Here is a 26,709-nt window from a genome sequence, read left to right as displayed (position 1 = left end):
CCACGAGGAGGAACGTCTTGGGAGACCCCCGGCGACTGATTCCTCGCACCGACACCCTGCTCGCCGACCCTCGTCTCGCCTCCGCTGTGGAGCGGTGGGGGCGGGGGACGGTCAAGGACGCCGTCGTCGCCGCTCAGCAGCGGGCTCGGGTCGGTGAGATCGCGCCCGGTGAGGTCGCCGCCGCCGCGCTGGCCGGGTTGCCCGGGGCGCCGGGTGGGCTGCGGCCGGTGCTCAACGCCACCGGTGTCGTGCTGCACACGAATCTCGGGCGGGCCGCGCTCTCTCCCACCGCCGTCGAAGCGGTCGCCGCCGCGTGCGGGCATACCGACGTCGAGCTCGATCTCGACACCGGCAAGCGGGCCCGGCGGGGTCGCGCCGCGCTCGCCGCGCTGGCCGCCGCGGTGCCGGCCGCCGGGGACGTGCACGTGGTCAACAACGGCGCGGCCGCGCTGGTGCTGGCGGCCACCGTGCTGGCCGCCGGGCGGGAGATCGTCGTCAGCCGTGGGGAACTGGTCGAGATCGGCGACGGTTTCCGGCTGCCGGACCTGCTCGTCTCCACCGGCGCCCGGCTGCGCGAGGTAGGCGCCACCAACCGCGCCTCCGTCGCCGACTACGCCGCCGCGATCGGGCCGGAGACCGGATTCGTCCTCAAGGTGCACCCGTCCAACTTCGTCGTGCGAGGGTTCACGCGGGCAGTGCCGGTCGAGGAGCTGACCGGTCTCGGGGTGCCGGTCGTCGCCGACATCGGGTCGGGGCTGCTCGGGCCCGATCCGCTGCTGCCGGACGAGCCGGATGCCGCGACCACCCTCGGGCAGGGTGCCGATCTCGTCATCGCCAGCGGCGACAAGCTGCTCGGCGGTCCCCAGGCCGGACTCCTGCTGGGCGAGTCCTCGCTGGTGGAGCGGCTGCGGCGGCATCCGCTGGCCCGCGCGCTGCGGGTCGACAAGCTCACCCTCGCCGCGCTGCACGCGACCCTCGCGGGCCCGCAAACACCGACCTGGCGGGCTCTGCGAACAAACCCGACCACTTTGCGGGTACGCACGGAGCACGCCGCCGCCGATCTCGCCGCCGCCGGGGTGCGCGCCGAGATCGTCGCCTCGGTGGCCGTGGTGGGTGGCGGCGGCGCGCCGGAGCTGGAGCTGCCGTCGTGGGCCCTCGCGCTGCCCGAGGGTTACGCACAGCCCCTGCGGCGGGGGGAGCCGCCGGTCGTGGGTCGGGTCACGCGCGGCCGGCTGCTGCTGGATCTGCGCTGCGTGCCGGCCGACCAGGACGCGACCCTCGTCGCCGCGGTGTCCGGGGCCGCTCGGGCGATGGACGCCACCACCCCCACCGCGGGGGAGTGACGATGCATGTCGTGGCCACCGCCGGGCATGTCGATCACGGGAAGTCGACGCTGGTCCGGGCCCTGACCGGGATGGAACCCGACCGCCTGGCCGAGGAACGCCGCCGCGGCATGACGATCGACCTCGGCTACGCCTGGACCACCCTGGACCCCGGCGGCACCGTCGCGTTCGTCGACGTACCCGGACACGAGCGGTTCGTGCCCACCATGCTGGCCGGGGTCGGCCCGGCGCCGGCCGCGATGATGGTCGTCGCCGCCGATGAGGGGTGGATGCCGCAGTCGGCGGAGCACCTGGCCGCGCTCGACGCCCTCGGGGTACGCCACGGGCTGCTGGTCGTCTCGCGCGCCGACCTCGCCGATCCCGGCCCGGCGCTGGGCGAGGCCGCCGCCCGGATCGCCGCGACGTCGCTCGGCGTGGTCGAGGCGGTGGCCGTCAGCGCGGTCACCGGGGCCGGCCTGACCGAGCTGCGCGCCGCGCTCGGCCGGCTCGTCCTCGGCCTGCCGGCGCCGGCGCAGGGTCCCGTCCGGCTGTGGATCGACCGGGCCTTCACCGTCCGGGGCTCGGGGACGGTCGTGACCGGCACGCTCGGCGCGGGCGAGCTGCGCGCCGGCGACGAGCTGGAGCTGACCGGCGCCGACCGGCCCGTGCGGGTACGGGGCTTGCAGAGTCTGGGCGAGCCGGTCGAGGCGGCGCGCGGCACGGCCCGGGTCGCCGTCAACCTGCGCGGGGTGGCCCGGGACGCGGTCGGGCGCGGGGCCGCTCTGCTGGCGCCGGGGCGTTTCGTGCTCACCGATCTCGTCGACGTGCGGGTGCACGGTGACGCCGTCGCTGACCTGCCGGCGACGCTGACGTTGCACGTCGGATCGGCCGCGGTGCCGGCGCGGGCACGGCCCCTCGGCGCCGACACGGCACGGCTGCGCCTGGCTCGGCGACTTCCCTTGCGTCTCGGCGACCGGGCGCTGCTGCGCGACCCCGGCCGCCACCACGTCGCCGGCGGGGTGACCGTGCTCGACGTCGTACCTCCGGGGCTGAGCCGGCGGGGTGCGGCCGCGGCCCGGGCCCTCACTCTGTCCGGGATGGACGGTGTCGCGGACCCGGCGGGTGAGCTGCGGCGCCGGGGGCTGGTCCGCCGCGACGACCTCGAGCGCATGGGGGCGGCCCCGGACGGCGAGCCGGTCGCGGGCGACTGGTTCGCGGATCCGGACCACTGGGCTCGGTTGCGGGACCGGCTCGTCGAGGAGGCGGGCGACTATGCCCGTGAGCGGCCGCTGGAGCCCGGAGCGCCGCTGGAGGCGTTGCGGCATCGGCTCGGCCTGCCGGAGCGGTCGTTGGTGGAGGCACTGGTGGCACCGCCGCTGATGGTGCGGTCGGGACGCGTCTGCGTCGGTGCCGTCGGGGTCCCCGGCGAGCTGGTCGCCGCGGTGGAGCGGGCCTTCGACGCCGGCCGGCCGTTCGCGGCGCCGGAGACCTACCGGCTGGCCGAGCTGGGGCTCGGGGCGCGGCAGCTCGCGGCGGCGGCGCGCGCGGGGTTGGTGGTGCGGCTCGCGGAGAACGTGGTGCTGCCCGCCGACGCGCCCGAGCGGGCGGTGGGCGTGCTGGCCGGGATCGCCCAGCCGTTCACCCTCAGCGAGGCCCGCCGGGCGCTGGACACGACCCGGCGGGTGGCGGTGCCGCTGCTCGGCCTGCTCGACCGCACGGGCGCGACCCTGCGGCTGCCCGACGACCGCCGTACGGTGGCCGGCTAGCCGGTCGGGCCGAGGCCCGTCGGACCGGACCGATCTTCCCTGAACCACCATGCCCCGAACACCGTTCAGGAACCACTCATGTCACACCAGGTCGTCGAGGACGTCTTGGCCGAGGGCGACCAACGTGTCGGTGTTCTTGTCGAGGTTCGCGGCGAACGAGTCCGGCGCCAGGTCCGCGACGCCGTGCGAGACAAGGATCTGGACGTTGCTGGCGCGCGACGACAGCACGAGGCTCTGCCGGTCGCGGTGGACCCCGATGTACGCCTTGTCGCCCACGCCGCTCGCCGGCTTGGGGACCAGCGTCCGGCCGTCGGCGATCGACGCTTGCCAGTCCCGCTCGAACTGCTGGGCGGTGCTCTCCTCGGCGGTCGGGGTGCCGGTGCGGCGGTCGATGGTCACCAGCACCGAGACCGAGCCGGTCCCGGTCCCCCACGTGCAGGTCACGATCTGCGAGATGGGCGTGTCGGCGTTGACGGCGGCCGGTTTCCCCGCCGGCAGCTTCAGACCCTTGGCGACGGTGCCGTCGAGTGTCGGGCAGGTGCCGTTCAGCTTGGTGTACTTGCCGACGAACTTGTCCGCCCCCGGCGCTGACGCCGGGGCGGACGGATCAGAGCCGGGCGGGAGCGCTACCGGGTCGGCGTCGATCCCGCACCCGGTCACGGCCAGCGCAACGGCCAGTGTCGGCACGATCGCCGAGCGACGCATGGTCATTCTCATCTCCCTGATCACCGCGGACGAACGTCAGCCCGAGACGGGGGCCGGCCACATGCCGTCCTTCGTGAGACCGGTGAGGTCGGCCTTCTCGGCTTCGAGTTGCAGGATCTGATCGAGCACCTGGGTGATGCGGGCGGCGAGCTGCGAGGCGTAGCCGATGATCTCGGCGGCGGCGGTGCCGATGACCTCGGAAAAGTGGGCGAGCAGAGCGATACCCTGTGGGAGCGCGCCCACTGCGATGGCCGCCAGGTCGACGCAGGCGGTCACGATGCTGCCGTAGATCTGAGCCATCCGCTCGCCGAGGCTCGACATGTACGACATGTTGCCGTTGCCGGCCTCGCCCAGGTACTCCACGAGCTTCTTGACCTTGGCGGTGGCGTTGGTGACCGCGTCCTGCTGGTCCTTCACGCGCTTCTCGTACGTGTCCTTGGTGGGGCCGTGCCAGGAGTCGACCTCGCCGGAGCCGGTCATGTCGCCGTGCATGCCGCTCAGGGGCCGGGTCACCTGGTCGTTGATCTGGAAACCGTGGGAGAACAACGACGCGACCGGCACGGCGCCGGCCACCGCTTCGGCGGCCTTGGTGAGGATCTCGGAGATCTTGTCGCGGACCTGCTCGGTCATCGTCTTGATGTTCGCGAGATTCTCCTCGAGGTCGCCGGTGAAGAGCTCGACGAAGTTACCGAAGAAGCTGTCGTTCACCTCGTCCACGGCTTTTTGCATGAGTGTGTTGACGTTGTTGATCAGCTCGGTGAGCTTGTCCCGGACCTTCTTGATCATGTCCTCGACCAGCTGGACGGCGGCCTGGAACGCCTCGATGGCGACCGGCGTGTAACCGCTGCTCGTCGCCGGCGCGAGGTCGGAGTCAGTCAAGGGAGAGTCCTTTCCCCGTGGCAGGACACGTCACGACTTGGCGATGGTGTCGAACGACTTGGCGGTCTGACCGTCGGTGCGGTCGTACTCGTCGGCGCACTTCTTCAGCGCCTCGCCGAACTGCTCCATCTTGACCGACGCGTCCCGGAAGAGCCCGGTCAGCCATGTCTGCGTCGTGGTGTAGGAGTTCGACTGGTCGATGCTTGTCATGATGCCCGCGAGGTCGATGACCGCGAAGGCCGAGGGCGGCAGCGTCATGCCGTTCATGGTCTTGGCGAGGTCCTCCATCTCGTCGGAGAACCCGAGCCATTTCCTGGCCTCGGCCCGGATACCGTCGGTCGCGACCTCGATGACGTCCGCTCGGTAGTACGGATACTCGTCGGGCATTACGCCTTGACCTCCCTGGAGAACCAGTACCTCGGGTCCTTCTCGCGTGTGGCCTGCCGCAGCGCTTCGCGTGCGTCCTCGGCCAGCAGGTCGGCGTCCGCCGCGGACAGGGCCCCCTGGTCGACGTCCGCCTGCTGCAACTCGAAACCCGCCATGGTCACCCGGAACAGGCCGCGCGGACCGGCGACGATGCGCTGCTGCGCGGTGTCGTGCATGCGACTGATCCGGTCGGCGGCATCCACGATCGCGACGGTGCGACGGATCTTCGCGTACGCCTCGGCGATCTCGGCCTCCGGATCGGCGGGGTACGGCGCGTCCGGCGTGTGCAGGAACGTGTACGGATTCTCCTGGCGCACGTCGGCCAGGCGCCCGTGTCGCTCGAGGATCGCCATCGCGATCAGGCTCTTCTCCTGGGCGAACGCGAGCGCGTCGAGCACCGCGGAGGCGACGCCGGACGGCCCGACCGTGTACCACCAGTCGGAACGCAGGCTGAGGTCGACGAACTCGCCGCGGACGTCCACGTAGCAGGTGACCGTGTCGCCGGCGTCCGCGCCGGGGATTCGGTCGAGTCCGCCGACGCTCTGGTCACGGGGCGTCTCCGCGATCGTGTGTTGAAGGTGCTCGGCGAAACGGCGCGCGTCGGACAGACGCGGATCGTTCGGAGCGATGGTGCGCTTCATCGTCAACATCTGGGTCCCCCGACCCTCGCGGGAGCCCTCGTGAGTGATGGCACCGAATGGGGTGATCATGCTCGGTCGCAGGCCACGATAGCTCACCCCCGGGCCCGGCACCGTCTGCGCCCTGGTGGCCACTGACGATAGGTTGTGCCCATGCAGCCAGCATCCATGCCCATGAACCACGAGGTCGACGCGGCGCGTGTCCTCGCCGGCCAGTTCGATACCCGGGCATATCCGTTCCCCTACCTGGCCGTCATCGCCAACCTGGGGGTGTCGGGGGGTATTTTGTCGGCGTTGATGACCGCCGTCGGAATGTTGAAGGAACACGGGTGGGAGCTGGTGAGCGTCGCCAACACGGGCGGGACGGTGCTTCAGCTCACCGCCTTCCTTAAGAGGGCGTGAGGATCGGGGTCGGCCGCGGCCGGCGCGGCGAAACTGGCCGTAGTGCGGCCCGTGTTCGCGCTGGAGCCCGACACCCGCCCGCAGGACCGGGCCGCTCTTCGAAGCGGTTCGACGCAGATGCCCGGGGGTAGGTGCGTGCGCATGAGAATCTGGCCGGGCAATCCGTATCCACTCGGCGCCACCTACGACGGCGGCGGCACCAACTTCGCCCTCTTCTCCGAGGTCGCCGAGCGCGTCGAGCTGTGCCTGTTCGACGACGACGGCGTGGAGACCCGGATCGACCTGCCTGAGCGTGAGGCGCTGGTGTGGCACGGATACCTGCCGCGGATCGTGCCGGGGCAGCGGTACGGCTACCGGGTGCACGGCCCGTACGACCCGTCGCGGGGGGTGCGGTGCAACCCGCACAAGCTGCTGCTCGACCCGTACGCGAAGGCGATCGAGGGGCACAACGAGTGGGACAACGCGCTGTTCTCGTACCACTTCGGCGATCCGGGCTCGTACAACGACGCCGACTCCGCCCCGTACGCGATGCGCTCCGTGGTGGTGAATCCCTACTTCGACTGGGCCAACGACCGGCCGCTGCGGATCCCGTTCCACCAGACGGTCATCTACGAGGCCCACGTCAAGGGCATGACGGTGCGCAACCCCAAGATCCCGGAGGATGTCCGGGGCACCTACTCGGGCCTGGCGCACCCCGAGATGATCAAGCACTTCCAGCAGCTCGGGGTGACCGCCGTCGAGCTGATGCCGGTGCACCAGTTCGTGCACGACAGCGGGTTGATCGAGCGCGGGTTGAGCAACTACTGGGGCTACAACACCATCGGCTTCTTCGCGCCGCACAACGACTACGCCTCCTTCGGCGGTCGCGGCGGGCAGGTCCAGGAGTTCAAGTCGATGGTCAAGGCGCTGCACGCGGCCGGCATCGAGGTGATCCTCGACGTCGTCTACAACCACACGGCCGAGGGCAACCACCTCGGTCCCACCCTGTCGTTCCGGGGCGTCGACAACCCGGCGTACTACCGGCTCGTCGACGGCGACAAGCAGTACTACTACGACACCACCGGCACCGGGAACAGCCTCAACGTGCGGCACCACGAGTCGCTGCGACTGATCATGGACTCGCTGCGCTACTGGGTGACCGAGATGCACGTCGACGGCTTCCGCTTCGACCTGGCCGCGGCGCTGGCCCGCGAGTTCCACGAGGTCGACCGCCTCGCCGCCTTCTTCGACCTGGTCAACCAGGACCCGGTGGTCAGCCAGGTCAAGCTGATCGCCGAGCCCTGGGACGTCGGCGACGGCGGATACCAGGTCGGTGGCTTCCCGCCGCTGTGGACCGAGTGGAACGGCAAGTACCGCGACAGCGTCCGCGACTTCTGGCGCGGCGAACAGGCCAGCCTCGGCGAGTTCGCGTCCCGCTTCACCGGCTCCTCGGACCTGTACGAGATCGACGGCCGCCGCCCCATCGCCTCGATCAACTTCGTCACCGCGCACGACGGGTTCACCCTCAACGACCTGGTCTCCTACAACGGCAAGCACAACGACGCCAACGGCGAGGACAACCGCGACGGCGAGAGCCACAACCGCTCCTGGAACTGCGGCGTCGAGGGCCCGGCGGACGACCCGGAGGTCGTCGCGCTGCGCGAGCGGCAGAAGCGCAACTTCCTCGCCACGCTGCTGCTGTCGCAGGGCGTACCCATGATCGCCCACGGCGACGAGCTGAGCCGTACCCAGCGCGGCAACAACAACGTGTACGCCCAGGACAACGAGCTGAGCTGGATCGACTGGGCCGACGCCCGGCACCACGACGTGCTGACCGGGTTCACCCGGCGCCTGACGAAGCTGCGCGCCGAACACCCGATCTTCCGCCGCCGGCGGTTCTTCACCGGCGACCCGGCGGGCGACTCGAAGCTGCCGGACATCGCCTGGCTGCGTCGCGACGGCGAGCCGATGACGCCGGCGGACTGGACGGCGCAGTCCGGCATGACGATGACGGTCTTCCTCAACGGCCACGGCATCCCGGAACGCGACGCCCTCGGCGAGCCGATCACCGACAACTCGTTCCTGCTGCTGTTCAACCCGCTGCCGGAGCGGGTCACCTTCACGGTGCCGCCACGCTCGTACGGTCGGAGCTGGGAGAAGGCGATCGACACCGCCGACCCGCTGCTGGCCGGCCGCCGCAGGCTGGTCCGGGCGGCGGGGTTCCTCGAGGTAGGCGGCCACACCATGGTCGTCCTGCGCTGCAGCTACTGACTCGCGCCTTTGCGAGAACCGGCGCGACCCACGACGAGGTCACCGTGTCCGACGGCGCCACCGACGTCATCCCATCCCCGAGGACTCGCCCGGCCGCGTGGCCGGACGAGTCCGCGTGTCCGTCGCAAAGTTGACTGACAGGCGGACTGGCGACCCGCTATGGCGCAGGATGGCGGCGTGGCGGATGTCATCGTGGTGGGTGGCGGAATCATCGGGATGACGGCGGCGACGCGGCTGCGGGAGCGCGGCGCCGACGTGACGCTGTGGAGCCCGGTCGGGCCCACGGAGACGGTTTCCGCCGTCGCCGCGGCCGCCTGGTATCCGACCGGCCTCACTTTCGAGCCCCGGCTGCTCGCCTGGGCCGCCGCGACCTACGCGTACTTCCGCCGGCAGGCGCGCGACCGCGTCCCCGGGGTGTCGGTCCGCGAGAACCGCAATCTCGAACGGGACGGCGCGACCGGCGAGCCGTGGTGGGCGCCCGCCGCCGGCCGGGTGCGTTACCTGCCGATCGGTGCGCCGTGGACGCGCGAGGTGCGCTTCGAGGCCCCGGCGGTCGAGATGGACCTCTACCTGCCGTGGTTGCGGCAGCGGTTCGAGCGGGCCGGTGGCCGGGTGGTGCGCCGCCGCGTCGATCGGCTGGAGGAGGCCCTGGCCGAGGCTCCGGTGGTCGTCAACGCCACCGGACTCGCCGCCGGCTCACTCTGCGGCGACCCCGAGGTCTATCCGGTACGCGGGCAGATCGTGCTGGTCGCCAACACCGGCGTCTTCGTCTCGGTGCGTGACCTGGCCCGGCCCAGCACCTACGTGCATCCGCGCACCCGCGACGTCGTGCTCGGCGGCACCTTCGAGGAGAACAGCTGGAACACGACCCCCGACCCGGCGACTCGCCACGCGATCCTCGAGCGGTGTCTCGCGCTCGTGCCGGAGCTGGCGGGTGCGCCGGTGGTGGGGGAGAAGGTCGGGCTGCGTCCGGCTAGGCGAGGCGGGCCACGGGTGGAGATCGAGAAGTTCCCCGGCGGGACGGTGGTCCACGCGTACGGCCACGGCGGCGCCGGAATGACCCTGTCCTGGGGCTGCGCGGACGAGATCGCCTCCCTGGCACTCTGATTGCTGAGCGTTAACCTTCCGTTTACCCAGAGTCCCGCTTAGACTCACCGAAGTCGATCTGCGAGGAGCTCTGAGGGTCATGTCTCCACGACCGGCACCGCTGCCGTTGCCGCTGCTCTCCACCCGCTCCGGACCGCCTCCCCATGCCGGGCGCGACGCCATGACCTGCCTGTACCGTTGCGGCAACGCCTGCGATCACCCCGTGCCGAACACCTCCGGCAACCCGTACCTTGGCGATCTGGTCCGTGCCGGGATGACCCGGCGCGGCCTCGTCCGGCTCGGCGCCGCCGGCGCCCTGGTGCTCGGCTTCGGTGCCGCCGCCTCGGCGGGGTCCGCGACCACCGCCGCAGCCGCGCCCGCCCCGGTCGGCCGCGGCCCGGCGCCAGGCGCCCTCACCTTCACTCCTGTCCCACCGAACACGGTCGACGCCGTGATCGTGCCCAACGGCTACGACTCGGCCGTCGTGATCCGGTGGGGTGACCCGATCCTGCCCGGCGCGCCCGCGTTCGACCTGCACCAGCAGACCGCCGACCGGCAGCTGAGCCAGTTCGGCTACAACAACGACTTCCTCGCCGTGCTGCCGCTCGGACACGACGGGCGCCGGGCGCTGCTCGTGTCCAACCACGAGTACACCAACGAGGAGCTGATGTTCCCCGGCTTCACCACCCACGAGGCGATGACCGTGGAGCAGGTGCGGGTGACGATGGCGGCCCACGGCATGTCGGTGGTCGAGCTCGAGCGGGTAGGCCGCACCGGGCGGTGGCGTCCGGTGCGCGGCAACCGGCTGCCGTACAACCGTCGGTTCACGATGCTGGAGTCGCCGTTCCGCTTCACCGGCCCGGCCGCGGGTTCGTCGCTGCTGCGCACGGCCGAGGATCCGGCGGGCACCACCCCCATCGGCACCCTGAACAACTGCGCCGGGGGGCTCACGCCGTGGGGCACGGTGTTGTCGGGCGAGGAGAACTTCAACCAGTACTTCGTCGGCGGCGACCAGGCACCCGAGGCGCTCAAGCCCACCCTCGCCCGCTACGGCATCCTGACCACGGCCCGCTACCCGGCCGGGTCGCGGCGCTGGGAGCGGGCGCAGGAGCGGTTCGACCTGGCGAAGCACCCGAATGAGGCGCACCGGTTCGGGTGGATCGTGGAGGTCGATCCGCAGGATCCGCAGTCGCGGCCGCGTAAGCACACGGCGATGGGCAGGTTCAAGCACGAGGGCGCCAACGTGATCGTGGCCAGGAGCGGTCACGTGGTGGCGTACATGGGTGACGACGAACGCTTCGACTACCTCTACAAGTTCGTCTCCGAGAAGAAGTTCGTCCCCGGCAACCGGCGACACAACCTGACCTTGTTGGAGTCGGGCACATTGTATGTGGCGAAGTTGACCGGCGACAGTCCGGCGGCGGAGATCGACGGCACCGGCAAACTGCCATCCGACGGCGCCTTTGACGGTACGGGACGCTGGATCAAACTCGCCTCCGGCCACCGCTCGTACGTCCCGGGCATGAGCGTCGTGGAAGTCCTCACGTACGCCCGCCTAGGCGGCGACGCGGTCGGCGCGACCAAGATGGACCGGCCCGAGGACGTGCAACCCAGCCTGGTCACCGGGAAGATCTACGCGGCGCTCACCAACAACAGCAACCGGGGCGTCGGCACCTATCCCGGCGTGGACGAGGCGGCCCCGCGAGCGGCCAACAAGCACGGCCAGATCCTCGAGATCACCGAGGACGCCGGCGACCACACCGGGGAAACCTTCACCTGGTCGCTGCCGATCGTCTGCGGCGATCCGGACGACCCGGCGACGTACTTCGCCGGCTATGACAAGAACGCGGTCTCGCCGATCTCCTGCCCGGACAACGTCGCCTTCGACCGTGCGGGCAACCTCTGGATCTCCACCGACGGCAACGCGCTCGGCAGCAACGACGGCCTGTTCGCGACACCGATCGAGGGACCCGAGCGCGGCCACCTCAAGCAGTTCCTCACCGTACCCCCAGGCGGCGAGACCTGCGGCCCCTTCATCACGAACGACGGCCGCTCGGTATTCGTAGCGGTGCAACACCCCGGCGAAATCACCGGCGCCACGGTGGACGACCCGGCCTCCACCTGGCCCGACGGCGACTACGCCAAGCCGGCGGTCGTGGTGACCTGGCGCCCGGACGGCTGCCCCATCGGCACCTGACGCGCGCGGGTCGCCGGCACTGTGCCCCACCGGCACAAATCCCCGCCACTGTGGGGAAACCTCCGTGCCCAAGATCAGATATCGTTCGATCCGATGCGGCCACTCCCACCACAGAACCCGAAACTCTCCGCGGCCATGACGGACATCCTGCGGGCCCTGCATTGACCGAGCGGCTCCTGCTGCCACCGCGCCTGACCGCGTCCGCCGCGCGGTTGCGTGACACCGCGCAACGCCGCGGGCTGGCCACGGTGCAGCTGCCGAGCTTCACCGTGCCCGCCGGCCTGACCGCGGACCACCTCCACGCCGGACCGACGTTCGCCGACGCCGTGGCGCCGCTGGTGGGCGTCGCCCTGCTCGAAGCCCCCGCCGGCTGGCTCACCCTCCTTCCCCGCGAGCTCACCCGCCGAGACCTCACCCTGGTCCCGATCCGAGAGGCGTACCAGCTGCGCCGGCCGGCGTTCATCAAGTCACCGAACGACAAGAGCATCAAGGCGATGATCTACACCGACGGTTCCCGCCTACCCGGGCCGGACGCCGTCGACCCGGACACGCCCGTACTCGTCAGCGACCTCGTCGACTTCACCGCCGAATACCGCTTGCACCTGCTCGACAGCGCCGTGCATGCCGGCAGCCAGTACGCCGACCAGGGCCGGCTGCACCTCGGCCCCGCCGGCGCCGACGCGGTCGCCTTCGGCGAGGACCTGCTGGCCGCGACGGCACAGACCCTGCCTCGGCGATCGTCGTCGACATCGGCACCGTCGACGGCCAGTGGGCGGTGATCGAAGCCAACGCGGCATGGGCCAGCGGCGCCTACACCGCCGACCCCGACCGGGTCCTGGACGTCGTGCTCCGCGCCGCCGCCCCCGCAACCGCGATCAGCGACCGCGACCGCCCCTTCCTGCGGACGCCCGCCCCCGATCCTGCACGCTGAGTGGCTGTCTCTCCTCGCGCTTCCGCCTGTCCGAGGCGGGTACCCATCGACCGGGTGAACCGCACCCTGTCCCTGCTGGTGGCGGCCGATGACTAAACAAGACCACGACCGGCAAACCCCACCACCGATCACGGTGGATGCCTGGTTCGTCCTCAGCATCGCACCCACCGAACGCGTCCCCTGGTGGGCCGCACACTGGCTCGCGGGGACTACGACAACGAGGTGATCGACCTTCCCCTAGGTGTGCTGTCCAGAGAGGTTGGTCGAGGAACTCAAGACCACAGTGCGTGCTTGCTGCGCCACTAAGCCGTAAGGTTCCACCGCCACGCTGGGCGAACGACAGGCCGAAAGAGTCACCGAATACCAAGCCAGGGGACAACGATGAATACCGCCGAGGAGCAGGACCGACTACTGCGGGAACCCAGGATTGCTCTCGAACGAGCCCGACGGGACCAGGCGACGTGGGCGGACCTCGCTTACCGCGGTCAGGGCACCGACGACGGTCGCTTGACCGACCGCAACCGAGCCGCCCGCTTCGCGGTTCTGTGGGCACTGCAATATGACCGCCGCCCTCATGATCTTCCGCTCCTGCGCTTCCTCCTCCAGCAGCAGACCATGTACTACCGCGAGGCCGTCCCGTCGGGCCTGGCCCCTGACCTGACCCTGGCGGGGTTCCTGGTCGCGGAGCACCGGCAGGTCGAGGACCTGTGGCTGCACTGGGCCGCCAAGAACCTCAGCTTCGATACGGCCCTGGGCTACCACCTCTACCACCTGCTCACCGCAGGCATCGCCGCCAGTACCGAGATGGTACGTACCAGCTCTCGCCCTGACCGCGACCGCATCCTGGGAGACATCACATCGGCCCGCCATACCGATGCCGCCGTCGACGAGTGGCTCGACCAGCAACGCGTACGATTCCCGGCCAACCCCGCCGACGAAGGGCTCAAGGCGTGGGCCCGCCACGCCAAGCGCCTGGGCGAGCGCGAAGCATCGCGCCAGTTCATGACCGAGTGGGCGGCAGGCGAACCGCGAACCGCCACCACGCTCAACACCCTGCAGTTTCACCTCGCCCATCTCGGCTATCTCACCGAAGCCGTGGATGTTCAGATAGAAGCCGTCGCGCTGAGCGACTCATGGCCGGGAGCGAAGACGAGCAAACTGCTCACCCTCGCCCGGCTGCAACGACGAACCGGCGACTTCGCGGGCGCCTGTCAAACGCTTCAGGAGGTCCAGCGCGTCCTGCCGTCCGACAAGCACGGCTTTGAGCAAGGGAATTGGCGGCACTTCGTCAAAGAGTGCTTCCTACTCGTCCCGATCGCACCCGCCGCCTCCGCCGCCCGGCGTCTCCTTGCCGCGAGCGAGCAGGATCTGCGAGGGATTCCCCGACTCTGGATGGACGGAGTCCTCGACGCCGCACTCGCGGCTGCCGAACACGTCGGCGATCCGCAGGCACTCCACCGCTACGGCGTTCTGCAGCAGGCTGCGGCCCGGGAACGCACTCAGGAAGTCGGCCAAACGGCCCGCCCTTCGGAGTCAGGACCCACAACCACGTGAACCCAGCGCCCTCGTACGCGGAAGAGGCAAGCCGGCCGGAAGCCGCAGGGGGAAATGCCCGCGACAGGATCGCGGTTGGGGAGCCAGAATGGTTCGCCATGAGCGCCGCCCGTCCCGTGACCGACTTTCTCGTGTTGCCGCCGCGGCCCAACAGCACGGCCGAGTTGCTGGCCGAGGCGGCGAGGCGCCGAGGCATGGCGGTCGAGCGCTTTCCGGTCGGTGCGGTGCCGGCGCGGCTGCGTGGCGCCTCGGGTGGGCACCTCTACGGCGGTCCGGTGTTCGCCGGCGCGGTCGCCGCGGACCTCGATCTGGCCCCGCTGGAACCGGCCGACGACTGGCTGGTGCGGTTACCGGCCGAGTTCGCCCGGCGCGAGGTGACGCTGACCTCGCTGGGCGAGGCCCGCGGGTCCCGCACGCCGGTCTTCGTCAAGCAGCCCCGGGAGAAGGGTCTGCCGGCCGGGGTCTACGCGGACGGGAGTCGGCTGCCCGCGGGCGGGCTCCTTCCCGCCGACACGCCGGTGCTGGTCAGCGAGGTCGTGACGTTCGTGGTCGAGTACCGGCTGTTCGTCCTCGACGGCGTGGTCCACGCCGCCAGCCGCTACGCCACCTTCGGCCGGCTCGACCCCGCACCCCTGGACGACTGCCCCCATCGGGACGCCGTGCTGGACTTCGCGGCCGCGATGCTCGACGCCTGCGCCGACAGCCTGCCCAGCGCAGTCGTCGTCGACGTCGGGATCGTCCGCGATGCCGACCGGGGCGACGAACACTGGGCGGTGGTGGAGGCCAACATGGCCTGGTTCAGCAGCTGTTACGCCGCCGACCCCGACCGGGTGCTCGACGTGGTCCTGCGCGCCGCCGGCCCCCGCCGACGTCTGTCCGCCCGCGATCACCAGTTCGTCCGCGCCCCGAGGTCCGGGACAGTGAGTTGACGGGTGATCTTGGGCGCTGGGAGCCATGGACTCCGCGGCAGGTCGTGGAACGCTTCCACCGCGACGGCGTTCGCGATCCTTGGTGGATCGCCGGCGGTTACGCGATCGAGTTGTTCACCGGCCGATCTCTGCGACCCCACGCGGACATCGACGTGGTGGTTCTGCGACGCGATCAGCGGCTCGTCCATCGCCTGCTGCGGGGGTGGGACCTCCAGGCGGCCGATCCGCCCGGGCGGCTCCGTCCCTGGCCCGTCGGGGAGACGCTGCCCGGCCACGTCCATGACGTCTGGTGTCGGGAGGCTCCTGACTCGCCCTGGCGAATCCAATTCATGATCGACGAGGCTGACGGCGGGTGGTGGCGCTCACGACGCGATCCGGCGGTGACACTCCCGCTCGCCCGCTTCGGTCGACGCACGCACGAGGGCTGGCCCTATCTGGCCCCCGAGGTGCAGCTCTACTACAAGGCGATGCCGGAGGGACAGCGTGCCAAGGACGAGATCGACTTCGCCGCCGCGCTTGCGCACCTCGACGGTCCGGCCCGTCGGTGGCTCGACGACGCGCTGGACGTCACCATTCCGGACCACCACTGGCGTGCGGCCCTGAAACCCCAGCTCGACTGATAAGCCGTGCGGGTTTGCCGAACAGGTCGGGCAACCCGGCGCGTCGCTGGAAAAGCCGGCCTCGACCTGGCCCGACGGCGACTTCGCCAAGCCAGCGGTCGTGGTGACCTGGCGCCTGGACGGCGCCCCGGTCGGTAGCTGACGCCCGCCGGGGCCGGGGTCGGCATCGACCCCGGCCCACGGCCTGGCTTCCGCTCTCGGCCCGCGGTCGCGTCCGATGGCCCGGATCGCGCGCTCTCGGCATGCGGCCCGGCCACGGCCCGGCCCGGCCCGGCCACGGCCCGGCCACGGCCCGTCCCGGCCACGGCCCGGCCACGGCCCGGCCCGGCCACGGCCCGGCCCGGCCACGGCCCGGCCCGGCCCGGCCCGGCCCGGCCCGGCCCGGTGGAACGGTGACCCGCGGCCCGGTCCGGGGAAACCGGGCCGCGGGTCGTCAGCGGCCGGCGTCGTGCGCGGCATACCGGTGGCCGAGGGGAGGCATCGGCCGGACGATACCGATGGCCTGCCGATGCGCCATGACGACGGCGCAGATGTCCGCGATGGCTCGCAGGCAGAGGCGTTCCGCGTCGGTGAAGACGTGGTTGCCGTCGTCGTGGATGACGCCGATCGCGCCGATCGGCAGCCCGCGGACCATGATCGGCACCGCGGCGAAGGCACGTCCCCACAGGCCGCCGGCGGTCGGATACGCGGCGGCGATCTCGGCCGCCGACGACAGCCAGACCGATCGCTGGCGTGCGATCGCGTCCGTCAGGGGATAGCGCGATCCGACCCGGAGGGCGCCGCAGCGGCTGATGCTTCCGCCGCCCCCGGACGCCATGGCCAGATCGAGCGTCGCGGGGTCCCGCAGGGTGCCCAGGACCGCGCTGCCGGCACCGGTCACCGCGATGGCCTGGCTCAGTCCGAGCTCGACCACGTCCGCGTCGGACGGTGTGGCTGCCACCGCACCCAGCAGTAGGTGCAACCGGGAAAGTGCGTCCGCGGAGCCGCATTCCACATCCGAGCTCATGCCGTGCATCCCTCCAAGCAGTGAACGGGCCCAAAAATGCATCGTGCCTTCCGCTCGGGGCCACGCCAAGAAACAAGAAAGCAGCCTGAGAGCCGCGCCGAGATGCCAGCCCGACAGGCCGCGCCGGAAAGGCGAGGTCAGACGGTGCGCAGGTCCAGGGTGTGCCAGACCAGCGAGTCCTGGTCGCCCGTCGACCACCACAGCACCCCATTGCGCGCGGACACCCCGTCCACCGCCGCGCTGACCTCGACCGTCCGCCCGTACCGCAGGTCGTGGACGAGCAGGCCCTCGGTGCCGGTCAGGGCGGAATTCGCGTCCGCCTCCGACAGGATCTCGAAGCGGTCCAGGATCGCCACGTCCGTGATCGCCGCGCCCGCCGTCCCGTCCGCGATGCGGCGCCGCTCGGAGCCGTCCGGGTGCATGGCGTCGATGCGGTCCAGGCCGGACGGGGTCAGCACCAGCACGCGGCACCAGGTCGGTCCGCAGGTGGCCAGCTCTGTGCCGGTCGAGGCGACGCGGCGTTCCTCGGTGCCGGTCAGCGTGCGCAGCCTCGTGGTGCCGGTCTGATCGCCGCCGCCGTCGGTCAGCCACGGCCAGGCGGTCAGGGCCCAGGTGCCGGGCTCCCGGCGTACGGTGACGGGGCCTGCGGTCAGCGGGACCGACCGGATCTCGGTGACGTCCGGGTCGTCGGTGGCCGTGGCCCACCAGGCCCGCCCGTCGGCGATCACCACGTCCCACTGCGAGCCGAAGAAGACCGCGTTGCCGGTGTCGCGGGTGAGGCGCCGGACCCCGGCACCGGAGGCCGTGGCCGTCCAGAGCTCGGTAGGTCCGCCGCCGGCCGACTCGGTCCACACCAGATCGGCGCCCGAGACGGCCATGGTGCCGAACTCCGGATGCGAAGTCAGCGGGCGCCGGCGCAGCTCCCGCACCGAACCGTCGGCCGCGCGCAGCACGAGTCGCAGTGCGGTGCCGTCGGGGCTCGGTGCGGTGCCGATGCTGGTGCGTGCGTCGAGGAAGAGCTGCGGGTGGAAGATCGGTCCGTCGCTCAGGTTGCCGGGGATCTCGGCCCGTCCGGCGCCGGGCCATGCCGTCGCCAGGTTCGTCCGGCTCGCGGCCGTGGGCTTGTCGCGCTCCTGCGGGTACGCGAGGAGCAGCCCGGCGGCGCCCAGCGAGACTGCCAGCGCCACCCCGACGGGGACGCGCAGCCGCCGACCGTCGCTCATTCGTACTGCTGCTTCGGCGGGGTGACCTCCTGCCAGCTTCGCACCCGCAGGTACGGCACGTCGGCGCCGTTGACCGGGTCCTCGCCGACCTGTGCGCTGTACTCGCCGACGACCTGTACCCACGTGTCCGGGGCGGCGCCGGTGGGTCCGTTCCCGGTGAGGCCCACCTTGATCGGTCGGCCGTCGGCGGCGCAGCAGGACAGGACCATGCGGGCCAGCATGGGCTCGCCGTCCGGCCCCGGTGTGACGAAACCGGTGAGCCGCAGGGTGCGGCCGGTCAGGCTGCGGCCCTGGTCGAACACCGCCCGGGACGCGTAGTCCAGCAGGCCCACGTCGACGGGGTCGCCGGCCGGCAACGGCGGGTAGTCCGACTCGGATCCCTGGGCGCTGAGCACGCTGCCGGCCTGCCCCGCGGCGTATGAACCGAGCGCGGGCGGCGCCACCAGCAGCAGGCCCAGCACGGGCAGGATCAGCAGCCAGCCGACCCGCGGCTCGTGGTGGTCGTCGGGTGCTGCCGCCGCGGCGCCTCGGGGGCGCAGCTCGTACCACAGTGTCATGACGCCCGCCGCGACCAGCAGCAAGCCCGCGCCGATGAGGAAGGGTTGTAGGCCTTCCTTGACGTAGCGCAGGTAGAGGTCGCCGAGGCTGGCCTTGAGGATCGCCCCGCCGAACAGCAGCATGATCACCGCCTGGGCCTGCCGGTTCACAGCAGCACCAGCCCGGTGCCCGTGGCGACGAGGACCGCGACGGCGAAGGTCACGGGTGCGAAGCGTGCGGCGAAGCGGCGGCCGAACACGCCGGTCTGCATGCTGATCAGTTTGAGGTCGACCATCGGGCCGACCACGAGGAACACCAGCCTGGAGGTCAGGGAGAACTGCGAGAGCGAGGCGGCCACGAACGCGTCGGCCTCGCTGCAGATCGACAGCAGGACGGCAAGGACGGCGAGGGCCAGCACGGACAGCACCGGGTTGTCCGCCAGGGCGTTGAGCCAGGCCTCCGGCACGGCCACGTTGATCGTCGCGGCCGCCGCGGCGCCCAGGACCAGGAAGCCGCCGGCGTGCATCACGTCGTGGCGCGCGGCCGCCCAGAAGGCGTTTCCGCGGCTCATGTCCTCGAGGTCCGGGCGGTGCGGCAGCTTGATCCACTCGGCCTTGCCGAGGCGGAGCCAGAGCCAGCCCATCGCCACGGCGACGACGAGGCTCGCGATGCCGCGGGCGACGACCATCGCGGGATCGTCCGGGAAGGCGACCGCCGTCGCGGTCAGCACGATGGGGTTGATCGCCGGCGCGGCGAGCAGGAACGCCAGCGCCGCCGCCGGGGTGACGCCGCGGCGGATGAGGGAGCCCGCGATCGGGACGCTGCCGCATTCGCAGCCGGGCAGCACCACTCCGGCGAGGCTGGCGGCGGGGACGGCCAGCGCGGGATGCTTCGGCAGCGCCCGGGCCCAGAACGAGCGGGGCACGAACACGGCGATGACCGCGGACAGCGCCACCCCGAAGACCAGGAACGGGACGGCCTGCACCAGTACGGAGACGAAGACCGTGGTCCAGGTCTGCAGCCGCGCGTCGGAGACCAGCGAGGCCAGCGGGCCCCGGAAGACGACCAGCAGTACCAGCAGGACCGCGAGGGCCTCGACCGAGCCGAACCGGTTCTTGTGCGCGGGCGGCTTCTCGGCCACGTCGATCTGGTCGGTTGCTGTCAACAGGGGGCGCTCCGGGTCACGGTCGGGTGCGGGCCGCGCCCCACCCTACCCGAGTGCGCGGCCTGGTCCGTCCTACCGATTCAGCGGGTGTCGCCTATGTTGAGCTGCGCATATGTGCATCCGGGCCGGCGCCGGCGGCGATGATCCGACTGCGTCCCGCCGCCTTGGCGGCGTAGAGCGCGGCGTCGGCGCGCCCGGTCAGCTGGTCCGGGGTCTCCGCGCCGTCCCAGATGGCGACGCCCGCCGAGAACGTCTGCCCGAGCGGCGTCGCGGCCAGCGTCCGCCCGATCGCCGCCTGGGCCTCGTCGAGGTTCGCGCCGGGCAGCAGCACGGCGAACGTCTGGTCGTGGTCGCGGGCGATGGTGTCCACCCGGCGCAGGGCGCCGTGCCACGCCGCGCCGGAGGCCTTGAGGAGGCGGTCGCCGGCCACGCCGCCGTAGGTGGCGATGTACTGAGGGAACTCGTCCAGGTCGAGAACCGCCACGCACACCGTGGTGTGTTCCCGTCGTGCGTGTTCGAGAGCGCGGGGCAGCTCCTCGTGGAAGGCATTGCGGTTCGGCAGGCCGGTGAGCTCGTCGGTGCGGGACAGGTCGACGATCTGTCCCGACTGCCGCTCGACCTGCCGGGCGAGCCGCGCGGTCCGGACGGTCAGCAGCACGAGCAGCGCCAGCGTGGCGGCCTGCCAGCACGTCGTCCACAGCGGGCCGTCCGGCACGACCGGGTATCCGGCGATCAGGACCGCCGCGGCGGCCGCGTACGCCAGCCAACTTCTCTTGCGCATGGTTTCGCCTTTCATGCGGGCACCGCCGCGCTGGTCAGGCCGGGGACTTCGGATGCCCACACCGGCTTGGAGAACAGGTAGCCCTGGCCGTAGGGGCAGCCCATGCCGGCGAGAACGGCACGCTGCTCCGCGTCCTCGATGCCTTCGGCCACGACCGCCAGGTCGAGGTTGCGGGCCAGGGTCACGATCGCGTCCACCAGCGCCCGCTGCTGCTCGCTGCCGATGATGTCGTCGATGAACGACTTGTCGATCTTCAAGACGTCGACCGGGATCTGCCGCAGGTAGCTCAGCGAGGAGTACCCGGTGCCGAAGTCGTCGATCGCGACCCGTACGCCGAGCGCGCGCAGCTCCTGCAGGTCGGCGCAGACCTGCTCGGCGTCACGCAGCACCAAGCTCTCGGTGATCTCGAGCTGGAGCCATCCCGGCTCGGCGCCCGCCGCGGCGAGGGAGTCGCGGACCTGGTCGACAAAGCCGGGCTGACGGAACTGCCGCGCCGACACATTCACGCTGACATAACGCGGCGCCGACGAGGACGACTCGGCCTTCCATTGCGCCAACTGGCGCAGGGACTCGCGAAGAACCCACGCGCCGAGGCCCACGATGGCGCCGCTCTCCTCGGCGAGTTCGATGAAATGGTACGGCCCGAGCAGCCCCCGCTCCGGGTGCTGCCACCGCACCAGCGACTCGACTCCCACGACGTCACGGGTACCGAGGTCCACGATCGGCTGGTACTGCAGGACGAACTGTCCCGCCTCGACGGCCTCGTGCAGCGACGTACGCAGGGCGAGCCGCTCGACCATGGCGGTGTGCAGGTCGCTGCGATAGCGCTGCCACGTCGCCTTGCCCGCACCCTTGGCGAGATAGAGCGCCAGGTCGGCGTGGCGCAGCAGCCCGGTGGGGCTGTCCGCGTCGCGGCTGGTGGCGACGCCGATGCTGGCCGCGCCGCTGATCACGTGGCTGCCGCCGAGGCCGTCGCTGACCTCGATCGGCGCGCTGAGCACGGCGACGATGCGCGCCGCGACCGCCTCGGCCGCGTCGGCGTCCGGGGCCGAGGCGACCAGGACGGCGAACTCGTCGCCGCCCATGCGCGCCGCCGTGTCGCGACCGCCGATGGCGCCGGCGATGCGCTGCCCGACCGCGACCAGCAACTGGTCGCCGACGGCGTGTCCGAGCGAGTCGTTGATCTCCTTGAAGTCGTCGAGGTCGACGAAGAGGACACCGAGCTCGCTGCCGTCGCAGGCCGCGGCCGTGAACGCCTGCTCCAGCCGGTCACGGAAGAGCACGCGGTTGGCCAGGCCGGTCAGTCCGTCGTGGAACGCCTGGTGGGCCAGGTCGTTCTCGAGGCGGCGGCGTTCGGTCACGTCGCGCACGGTCAGCACGAGCCCGCGTACGGTCGGATCGTCGCGCAGGTCGCGGGCGGTGCACTCGACCTGGAGCAGCCGGCGGTCGGCGCAGACGGCGGTGAGGTCCATGCCGTCGATGCGTCCGGCGCGGGCCTGCTCGAGCAGGGCGGCGAGGGCGTCGTGATGGGTGTCCGCGATGAGCCGCGACAGCGGGGTGTCCACCAGGTCGGGACGGCCCAGCACGGTGCCGGCGGACGGGCTCGCGTACCGGATGTCATCGTCGTCGCCGACGATGAGGATCACGTCGGAGGCGCTCTGGATCAGCGTCCGGAAGTACGCCTCACCGTCGCGGCGGCTGATCTCGGCGGCCATGCCGATGCGGTCCACGACCATGCCGACCTGGGTGAAGAGCGCCTGCATAGCCGGGCGTACGGTGCGCAGCGTGCCGACCCGCGCGGCGAGCTGGATGGCGATGCTCCGCGCCGGCGTGCCCGGCACGATCAACGCGGCGTGCAGCGCGCACGGGAAGCCGGCGGTGCCGGGATCGGTGGACACGAGCCTGACCTCGAGGTCGGCCGGGTCGTCGTCGCCGGAGACCGGCGTCGGCTCGCCGGTGAGCAGCGTGTAGGGCTCGTCCGGCGGCAGGATCGTGGCGATCGCGTCGCGTACGGCGTCGAGCACGTCGTCGGTGGTCGCGGCGGCCGCCAGCGCGGCGGCGACCTGGCGCAGGGCCCGCTCGCGGTGGTTGGCCCGGCGCTGGTCGGTCAGCAGTCCGCCGACGCGGGCCATCACCAGCAGCACCAGTGCCGCGGAACCGGCCGCGATGACCGGGGCGTCGACGACGCCACCGGTGAAGTGCTCGGTGATCAGGACGCCCGGCGCGATGAGCGCGGCCACGGTCATCAGGGTGAGGCGGCGCCAACGGGCGCTGACGGGGGTGGCGAGGGTGGAGTTCGCGCTGAGCCAGGTCATCGACGGGTGCATGGCGGCCAGGCCCATCGCCGCGTAGAAGACGACCCAGCCGAGGTCGATCGGGCCGCCGACGTTCCAGGCGTTGTCGAGGCGGGCAAGGCCGTAGACCACGTCGGAGACGAGCACCCCGACCACGCCGACGCACAGCATGACGGCGGCGGGAGGCTTGCGTCCGGGCACGCTGAGCAGCCGCAGCATCATCGCGAGCGCGAGCACGTCACCCAGCGGGTACGCGATGGAGATCGTCTTCTCGACCAGCGTCAGATCGGTGGCGCGGGTGTACGGCGCGATCAGCCAGATCCAGCACAGCAGGCCCAGGCTGACCGTCGGCACGAGCCCGTCGAGCAGCGCCGCCCGGTTGCGGTCGCCGGAGCGGGCCCGGACGAACAGCACCAGCCCGCCGGCGAGCAGCGGGTAGACGAGGATGTACAGCACGTCGGACACGACCGCGATCCAGCCGGGATTGGTGGGGTCGAGCGCGAGGAAGCCGAACGTGTCACCGGCGCTGAAGAACAGCAGGGCGGCGGCGAGCAGATACCACGCCGCGCGCCGTTCGGGCTGGTGCAGGCGGACGCCCAGCAGGATGCCCGCCACACCGGAGAGGCCGATAGCGGCCCAGGAGTACATGTGTGACGCCGGCCAGGCGTAGAAGACCGCGGCGAGCAGGACGAACCACACGACGAGGCATCCGCGAGCGAATCGCGTCGTCATTCGGGCTCCGTTTCGCACCAGGTCAGGGGGTGAACACCCTCTCCATCGGCGCGCCGGCGGCCTTCCTGACCCGCTATCCGCTTCGCAACCTGATTACAGCCGGCTCGGGGCGCTGAACGGAGCCGAGGCCGGCGACGTCTCGCCGGCCCCGGCCCCGCGGCGGGGTCCGCGCGGCCGTTGCGCCACGCGACCTGCACCGCCCGACAGGGGCCTCCTGCAAGCACCGTGCCGGAAGAATGTGACGTACGGGTGAACACCGTGCGGATTCGCCCACGGCGCCGGGCACCAGCCGTGCCCTAAGGTCGACTCCGTGACTCCACGACCTCTGCTGGCCGTGGACGCCCCGAGTCTGTACTTCCGGGCGTTCCACGGCATCCCCGAGTCGGCCGCCCGGACCGACGCGGGGGAGCCGGTGAACGCCATCCGCGGCTTCATGGACATGCTCGCCCAGCTGATCCGCACCCGCCGGCCCGATCGGGTGGTGTGCGCGCTCGACGCCGACTGGCGTCCGGCGTGGCGGGTCGCGCTCGTGCCCTCGTACAAGAAACACCGCGTCGCTCACGGCGACGTGGAAGAGGTGCCGGCTTCGCTGGAGAAGCAGGTGCCGGTCCTGTTGCAGGTGCTCGAGGCGATCGGCATCCCGGCGTTCGGCGTCGCGGGCTACGAGGCCGACGACGTGCTCGGCACGCTGGCCGCCACCCAGCCGGCCCCGGTCGAGGTGGTCTCCGGCGACCGCGACCTGTTCCAGCTCGTCGACGACACCCGTGGCACCCGCCTGCTCTACTGCGGCCGCGGCGTGGCCAAGCTCGAGGACAGCGACGACGCGGCCGTCCAGGCCAAGTACGGCGTTCCACCCCGCTGGTACGCCGACTTCGCGGCGATGCGCGGCGATCCGAGCGACGGCCTGCCGGGCGTACCCGGGGTGGGGGAGAAGACGGCGGCCCGGCTCATCGCCCGCTACGGGGGGATCGAGGAGATCGTCGCCGCCCTGGACGACCCGGCGTCGGGCTTCGCCCCGGGGGTGCGCACCAAGCTCGTGGCCGCGAAGGACTATCTGGCGGCGGCGCTGCCGGTGTGCCGGGTCGCCCTGGACGTGTCGTTGCCGCCGTTCGACGCCGCCCTGCCCCGGTCCCCGAAGGACGCGGACGCCCTGTTGGCGCTCGCCGAGCGGTGGAACCTGGCCGGCTCGGCCCGGCGCCTGGTCGATGCCCTCGCCGGGCCGGGGGAGGCGACGCAACCTAACGGCCGTTAAGCTGACGGGGTGACGGTCGAGCGGATCCTTCCCACCGAAGAGGCGTACGAGTTGCTGGGGCTCACCCGGGAGATCGCGCGGGGCGAGCTCGCCCCGCAGGTCGCCCGCTACGAGCAGGAGGGTGAGTTCCCCCGCGACGTGCTGCGGACCATCGGGCGCGCCGGCCTGCTGGGCCTGCCCTATCCCGAGTCCGACGGCGGCGGGGGCCAGCCCTACGAGGTGTACCTGCAGGTGCTGGAGATCCTCGCGTCGTCCTGGGTGGCCATCGCCGAGGCCGTCAGCGTGCACACCCTGTCGTGCTTCCCGGTGGCCGCGTTCGGCACCGAGCAGCAGCGCAAGTCCCTGCCGGAGATGCTCGGCGGCGAGCTGCTGGGGGCGTACTGCCTCTCCGAGCCGCAGGGCGGCAGCGACGCGGCGGCCCTGGCCACCCGGGCCGTGCGCGAGGCCGACGAGTACGTCGTGACCGGCACCAAGGCGTGGATCACCCATGGCGGACGCGCGGACTTCTACAACATCTTCTGCCGCACCGGCGGCCCCGGCCCGAGCGGCATCTCCTGCCTGCTCGCCGACGCGGCCACCGAGGGGCTGCTGCCGCAGGCCCCGGAGCGGTTGATGGGTCTGCGCTCGTCGTCGCCGGCCCAGATCGTCCTCGACGGCGCCCGCGTCCCGGCGGACCGCCTCGTGGGCGAGGAGGGTGGCGGCTTCCGGATCGCCATGCAGGCGCTGGACGCGGGCCGCCTCGGCATCGCGGCGTGCGCGGTGGGCCTTGCCCAGGCGGCGGTCGACTACGCGGCCGCGTACGCGAAGGAACGCACCCAGTTCGGCAAGCCGATCGCGTCCTTCCAGGGTCTGGGCTTCATGCTGGCCGACATGGCCACCCAGGTCTCGGCCGCGCGGGCGCTGATGCTCGAGGCGGCGCGGCTCAAGGACGCCGGCCGGCCCTTCTCGACCGAGGCCGCGAAGGCGAAGCTCTTCGCGACGGACGTGGCTATGAAGGTGACGACCGACGCGGTGCAGGTGCTGGGCGGCTCGGGCTACGTGAGCGACCACCCGGCGGAGCGGTGGTTCCGCGAGGCGAAGGTGCTGCAGATCGTGGAGGGCACCAACCAGATCCAGCGGCTGGTGATCGCGCGCTCGCTGACCCGGGACTGAGCCGTCTCGTGTGGACGTTTGCGCAGGCCGGGTGACGTGATGGGGCAGTACGGGCAGATCGGGTGCGTAGCGGCCCAGCTTCGACCGGTATCTTGACGCGGTGGAAGAGATCGACCGGGCGATCGTGGGCGCCCTCACCGCGGATGGCCGGCTGTCCTACACCGTGCTCGCCGAACGGGTCGGGCTGAGCGTGTCGGCCGTGCACCAGCGCGTCCGCCGCCTCGAGCAGCGTGGCGTCATCAACGGTTATACGGCCGTGGTCTCGTACGAGGCGCTGCAACTGCCGTTGACCGCCTTCGTGGCGATCCGCCCGTTCGATCCGTCGCAGCCGGACGACGCGCCGGAGCGGCTGGCCCACCTCGCCGAGATCGACTCGTGCTACTCGGTGGCGGGGGAGGACTTCTACATGCTCCTCGTGCGGGTGGCGAGCCCGGCCGACCTGGAACGCCTGCTCCAGGAGATCCGTACGGCCGCCAACGTCACGACCCGCACGACGGTGGTGCTGAGCACGCCCTACGAAAACCGTCCCCCGCGCATCATTGACTGACTAGCCTCCTAGGATGCCCTGCGGGGTGTGCCCTCGCTCTCGCCGCTGTCCTCCGCCTCGGACAGCAGGGGTGGCGGATCGCCGGGTGGCGGCAGCCGCCTCGGCGGCGATCTTCCACCGCGGGCTGGGGCCGATCGGTCGCGCGGCGACCAGTTCTTGCCGTAACACTCGCCGTGCATTCCTTCAAGCTTTACCGCTGGTGGCTATCCAGGCGGGATCTGACGGTGGGACACCTCCATCCTAGGATGCCCTACGCGAAGAGACCCCCGTCTCAGCAGGCACATTGTCATCCGCGACGCGGATGACAATGCTGGT

At 71.6% G+C, this 26,709-nt stretch carries 22 protein-coding genes and 1 pseudogene; 13 read left to right on the top strand and 10 right to left on the bottom strand.

What is annotated here, in order from left to right; all coding sequences use genetic code 11:
* The first annotated feature begins 17 nt into the window (after positions 1-17).
* Entirely contained in the window at positions 18-1,343 is a 1,326-nt protein-coding gene (gene selA, locus AB0M36_RS28605; protein WP_364163362.1) for an L-seryl-tRNA(Sec) selenium transferase, read from the top strand.
* A 2-nt stretch (positions 1,344-1,345) separates the two neighbouring features.
* Entirely contained in the window at positions 1,346-3,088 is a 1,743-nt protein-coding gene (gene selB, locus AB0M36_RS28600; protein WP_364163359.1) for a selenocysteine-specific translation elongation factor, read from the top strand.
* A gap of 81 nt (positions 3,089-3,169) precedes the next feature.
* Here the strand turns inward: selB and AB0M36_RS28595 are convergent, their stop codons facing one another.
* Genes AB0M36_RS28595 through AB0M36_RS28580 form a run of 4 tightly spaced genes read right to left on the bottom strand, consistent with a single transcriptional unit; the run spans position 3,170 to position 5,739 of the window.
* Positions 3,170-3,799, bottom strand: a complete 630-nt coding sequence (locus AB0M36_RS28595) for a hypothetical protein (protein WP_364163356.1) — start codon at positions 3,797-3,799, stop codon at positions 3,170-3,172.
* A 30-nt stretch (positions 3,800-3,829) separates the two neighbouring features.
* On the bottom strand, positions 3,830-4,672 hold the full coding sequence (locus AB0M36_RS28590) for a hypothetical protein (RefSeq protein ID WP_364163353.1): 843 nt from the start codon (positions 4,670-4,672) through the stop codon (positions 3,830-3,832).
* A gap of 30 nt (positions 4,673-4,702) precedes the next feature.
* Complete coding sequence (locus AB0M36_RS28585; RefSeq protein WP_364163350.1) at positions 4,703-5,059, bottom strand: hypothetical protein; 357 nt, start codon at positions 5,057-5,059, stop codon at positions 4,703-4,705.
* Positions 5,059-5,739 (bottom strand): hypothetical protein, encoded by a 681-nt coding sequence (locus AB0M36_RS28580; protein ID WP_364163348.1) that lies wholly within the window; start codon positions 5,737-5,739, stop codon positions 5,059-5,061. The genes AB0M36_RS28585 and AB0M36_RS28580 overlap by 1 nt, the downstream gene beginning before the upstream one ends.
* A 171-nt stretch (positions 5,740-5,910) precedes the next feature.
* On the opposite strand from AB0M36_RS28580, the gene AB0M36_RS28575 reads away from it, so the two are divergent.
* The 8 genes and pseudogenes from AB0M36_RS28575 to AB0M36_RS28540 all read left to right on the top strand — a co-directional run bounded on the left by AB0M36_RS28575 (position 5,911) and on the right by AB0M36_RS28540 (position 15,705).
* Positions 5,911-6,138: a hypothetical protein gene (locus tag AB0M36_RS28575; protein ID WP_364163345.1), complete on the top strand. Its 228-nt coding sequence runs from the start codon at positions 5,911-5,913 to the stop codon at positions 6,136-6,138.
* Positions 6,139-6,279: 141 nt separating this feature from the next.
* Complete coding sequence (glgX, locus tag AB0M36_RS28570; protein WP_364163342.1) at positions 6,280-8,388, top strand: glycogen debranching protein GlgX; 2,109 nt, start codon at positions 6,280-6,282, stop codon at positions 8,386-8,388.
* A 177-nt stretch (positions 8,389-8,565) separates the two neighbouring features.
* Positions 8,566-9,495 carry an FAD-dependent oxidoreductase gene (locus AB0M36_RS28565; protein WP_364163339.1) on the top strand — a complete coding sequence of 310 codons (930 nt, stop codon included), beginning with the start codon at positions 8,566-8,568 and terminating at the stop codon, positions 9,493-9,495.
* A 79-nt stretch (positions 9,496-9,574) separates the two neighbouring features.
* On the top strand, positions 9,575-11,671 hold the full coding sequence (locus AB0M36_RS28560; RefSeq protein WP_364163336.1) for a PhoX family phosphatase: 2,097 nt from the start codon (positions 9,575-9,577) through the stop codon (positions 11,669-11,671).
* A 50-nt stretch (positions 11,672-11,721) separates the two neighbouring features.
* Positions 11,722-12,602, top strand: a pseudogene (locus AB0M36_RS28555) (ATP-grasp domain-containing protein).
* 381 nt (positions 12,603-12,983) lie between these two features.
* Positions 12,984-14,156, top strand: coding sequence for a hypothetical protein (locus AB0M36_RS28550; RefSeq protein WP_364163333.1), 1,173 nt, complete (start codon positions 12,984-12,986; stop codon positions 14,154-14,156).
* Positions 14,157-14,254: 98 nt separating this feature from the next.
* A complete protein-coding gene (locus AB0M36_RS28545) occupies positions 14,255-15,085 on the top strand; it encodes an ATP-grasp domain-containing protein (protein ID WP_364163330.1) in 831 nt (276 codons plus the stop codon).
* Positions 15,082-15,705 (top strand): hypothetical protein, encoded by a 624-nt coding sequence (locus AB0M36_RS28540; protein ID WP_364163328.1) that lies wholly within the window; start codon positions 15,082-15,084, stop codon positions 15,703-15,705. Before AB0M36_RS28545 ends, AB0M36_RS28540 begins: the two co-directional genes overlap by 4 nt.
* 433 nt (positions 15,706-16,138) lie before the next feature.
* On the opposite strand, the gene AB0M36_RS28535 is transcribed toward AB0M36_RS28540, so the two are convergent.
* The 6 genes from AB0M36_RS28535 to AB0M36_RS28510 all read right to left on the bottom strand — a co-directional run bounded on the left by AB0M36_RS28535 (position 16,139) and on the right by AB0M36_RS28510 (position 23,443).
* On the bottom strand, positions 16,139-16,711 hold the full coding sequence (locus AB0M36_RS28535; RefSeq protein ID WP_364163325.1) for a GAF domain-containing protein: 573 nt from the start codon (positions 16,709-16,711) through the stop codon (positions 16,139-16,141).
* Positions 16,712-16,848: 137 nt separating this feature from the next.
* Positions 16,849-17,934 (bottom strand): hypothetical protein, encoded by a 1,086-nt coding sequence (locus AB0M36_RS28530; protein WP_364163322.1) that lies wholly within the window; start codon positions 17,932-17,934, stop codon positions 16,849-16,851.
* Positions 17,931-18,641 (bottom strand): TIGR03943 family protein, encoded by a 711-nt coding sequence (locus AB0M36_RS28525; protein WP_364163320.1) that lies wholly within the window; start codon positions 18,639-18,641, stop codon positions 17,931-17,933. The genes AB0M36_RS28530 and AB0M36_RS28525 overlap by 4 nt, the downstream gene beginning before the upstream one ends.
* Complete coding sequence (locus AB0M36_RS28520) at positions 18,638-19,618, bottom strand: permease (protein ID WP_364163914.1); 981 nt, start codon at positions 19,616-19,618, stop codon at positions 18,638-18,640. The genes AB0M36_RS28525 and AB0M36_RS28520 overlap by 4 nt, the downstream gene beginning before the upstream one ends.
* A 112-nt stretch (positions 19,619-19,730) precedes the next feature.
* Entirely contained in the window at positions 19,731-20,417 is a 687-nt protein-coding gene (locus AB0M36_RS28515; RefSeq protein ID WP_364163317.1) for a GGDEF domain-containing protein, read from the bottom strand.
* 11 nt (positions 20,418-20,428) lie between these two features.
* Positions 20,429-23,443 (bottom strand): EAL domain-containing protein, encoded by a 3,015-nt coding sequence (locus AB0M36_RS28510; protein ID WP_364163314.1) that lies wholly within the window; start codon positions 23,441-23,443, stop codon positions 20,429-20,431.
* Positions 23,444-23,753: 310 nt separating this feature from the next.
* On the opposite strand from AB0M36_RS28510, the gene AB0M36_RS28505 reads away from it, so the two are divergent.
* The 3 genes from AB0M36_RS28505 to AB0M36_RS28495 all read left to right on the top strand — a co-directional run bounded on the left by AB0M36_RS28505 (position 23,754) and on the right by AB0M36_RS28495 (position 26,394).
* Positions 23,754-24,695: a 5'-3' exonuclease gene (locus tag AB0M36_RS28505; protein ID WP_364163311.1), complete on the top strand. Its 942-nt coding sequence runs from the start codon at positions 23,754-23,756 to the stop codon at positions 24,693-24,695.
* A 9-nt stretch (positions 24,696-24,704) separates the two neighbouring features.
* Positions 24,705-25,847, top strand: a complete 1,143-nt coding sequence (locus tag AB0M36_RS28500; RefSeq protein WP_364163308.1) for an acyl-CoA dehydrogenase family protein — start codon at positions 24,705-24,707, stop codon at positions 25,845-25,847.
* A 100-nt stretch (positions 25,848-25,947) separates the two neighbouring features.
* Positions 25,948-26,394 carry an Lrp/AsnC family transcriptional regulator gene (locus AB0M36_RS28495; RefSeq protein ID WP_364163305.1) on the top strand — a complete coding sequence of 149 codons (447 nt, stop codon included), beginning with the start codon at positions 25,948-25,950 and terminating at the stop codon, positions 26,392-26,394.
* Positions 26,395-26,709 lie beyond the last annotated feature (315 nt).

The organism is Actinoplanes sp. NPDC051346 (genome assembly GCF_040682215.1).
In the GTDB taxonomy this organism is placed as follows: Bacteria; Actinomycetota; Actinomycetes; order Mycobacteriales; family Micromonosporaceae; genus Actinoplanes.
Note: the sequence above shows the minus strand (reverse complement) of the source record. Positions and strands in the feature narration are given on the sequence as shown.

What these genes read in the sequence shown, in the direction of transcription:
- selB (WP_364163359.1), top strand. Translation starts at nt 1,346, where the DNA reads ATGCATGTCGTGGCCACCGCCGGGCATGTCGATCACGGGAAGTCGACG.
- AB0M36_RS28595 (WP_364163356.1), bottom strand. Translation starts at nt 3,799, where the DNA reads ATGACCATGCGTCGCTCGGCGATCGTGCCGACACTGGCCGTTGCGCTG.
- AB0M36_RS28585 (WP_364163350.1), bottom strand. Translation starts at nt 5,059, where the DNA reads ATGCCCGACGAGTATCCGTACTACCGAGCGGACGTCATCGAGGTCGCG.
- AB0M36_RS28580 (WP_364163348.1), bottom strand. Translation starts at nt 5,739, where the DNA reads ATGAAGCGCACCATCGCTCCGAACGATCCGCGTCTGTCCGACGCGCGC.
- AB0M36_RS28575 (WP_364163345.1), top strand. Translation starts at nt 5,911, where the DNA reads ATGAACCACGAGGTCGACGCGGCGCGTGTCCTCGCCGGCCAGTTCGAT.
- glgX (WP_364163342.1), top strand. Translation starts at nt 6,280, where the DNA reads ATGAGAATCTGGCCGGGCAATCCGTATCCACTCGGCGCCACCTACGAC.
- AB0M36_RS28560 (WP_364163336.1), top strand. Translation starts at nt 9,575, where the DNA reads ATGTCTCCACGACCGGCACCGCTGCCGTTGCCGCTGCTCTCCACCCGC.
- AB0M36_RS28550 (WP_364163333.1), top strand. Translation starts at nt 12,984, where the DNA reads ATGAATACCGCCGAGGAGCAGGACCGACTACTGCGGGAACCCAGGATT.
- AB0M36_RS28545 (WP_364163330.1), top strand. Translation starts at nt 14,255, where the DNA reads ATGAGCGCCGCCCGTCCCGTGACCGACTTTCTCGTGTTGCCGCCGCGG.
- AB0M36_RS28535 (WP_364163325.1), bottom strand. Translation starts at nt 16,711, where the DNA reads ATGAGCTCGGATGTGGAATGCGGCTCCGCGGACGCACTTTCCCGGTTG.
- AB0M36_RS28530 (WP_364163322.1), bottom strand. Translation starts at nt 17,934, where the DNA reads ATGAGCGACGGTCGGCGGCTGCGCGTCCCCGTCGGGGTGGCGCTGGCA.
- AB0M36_RS28515 (WP_364163317.1), bottom strand. Translation starts at nt 20,417, where the DNA reads ATGCGCAAGAGAAGTTGGCTGGCGTACGCGGCCGCCGCGGCGGTCCTG.
- AB0M36_RS28510 (WP_364163314.1), bottom strand. Translation starts at nt 23,443, where the DNA reads ATGACGACGCGATTCGCTCGCGGATGCCTCGTCGTGTGGTTCGTCCTG.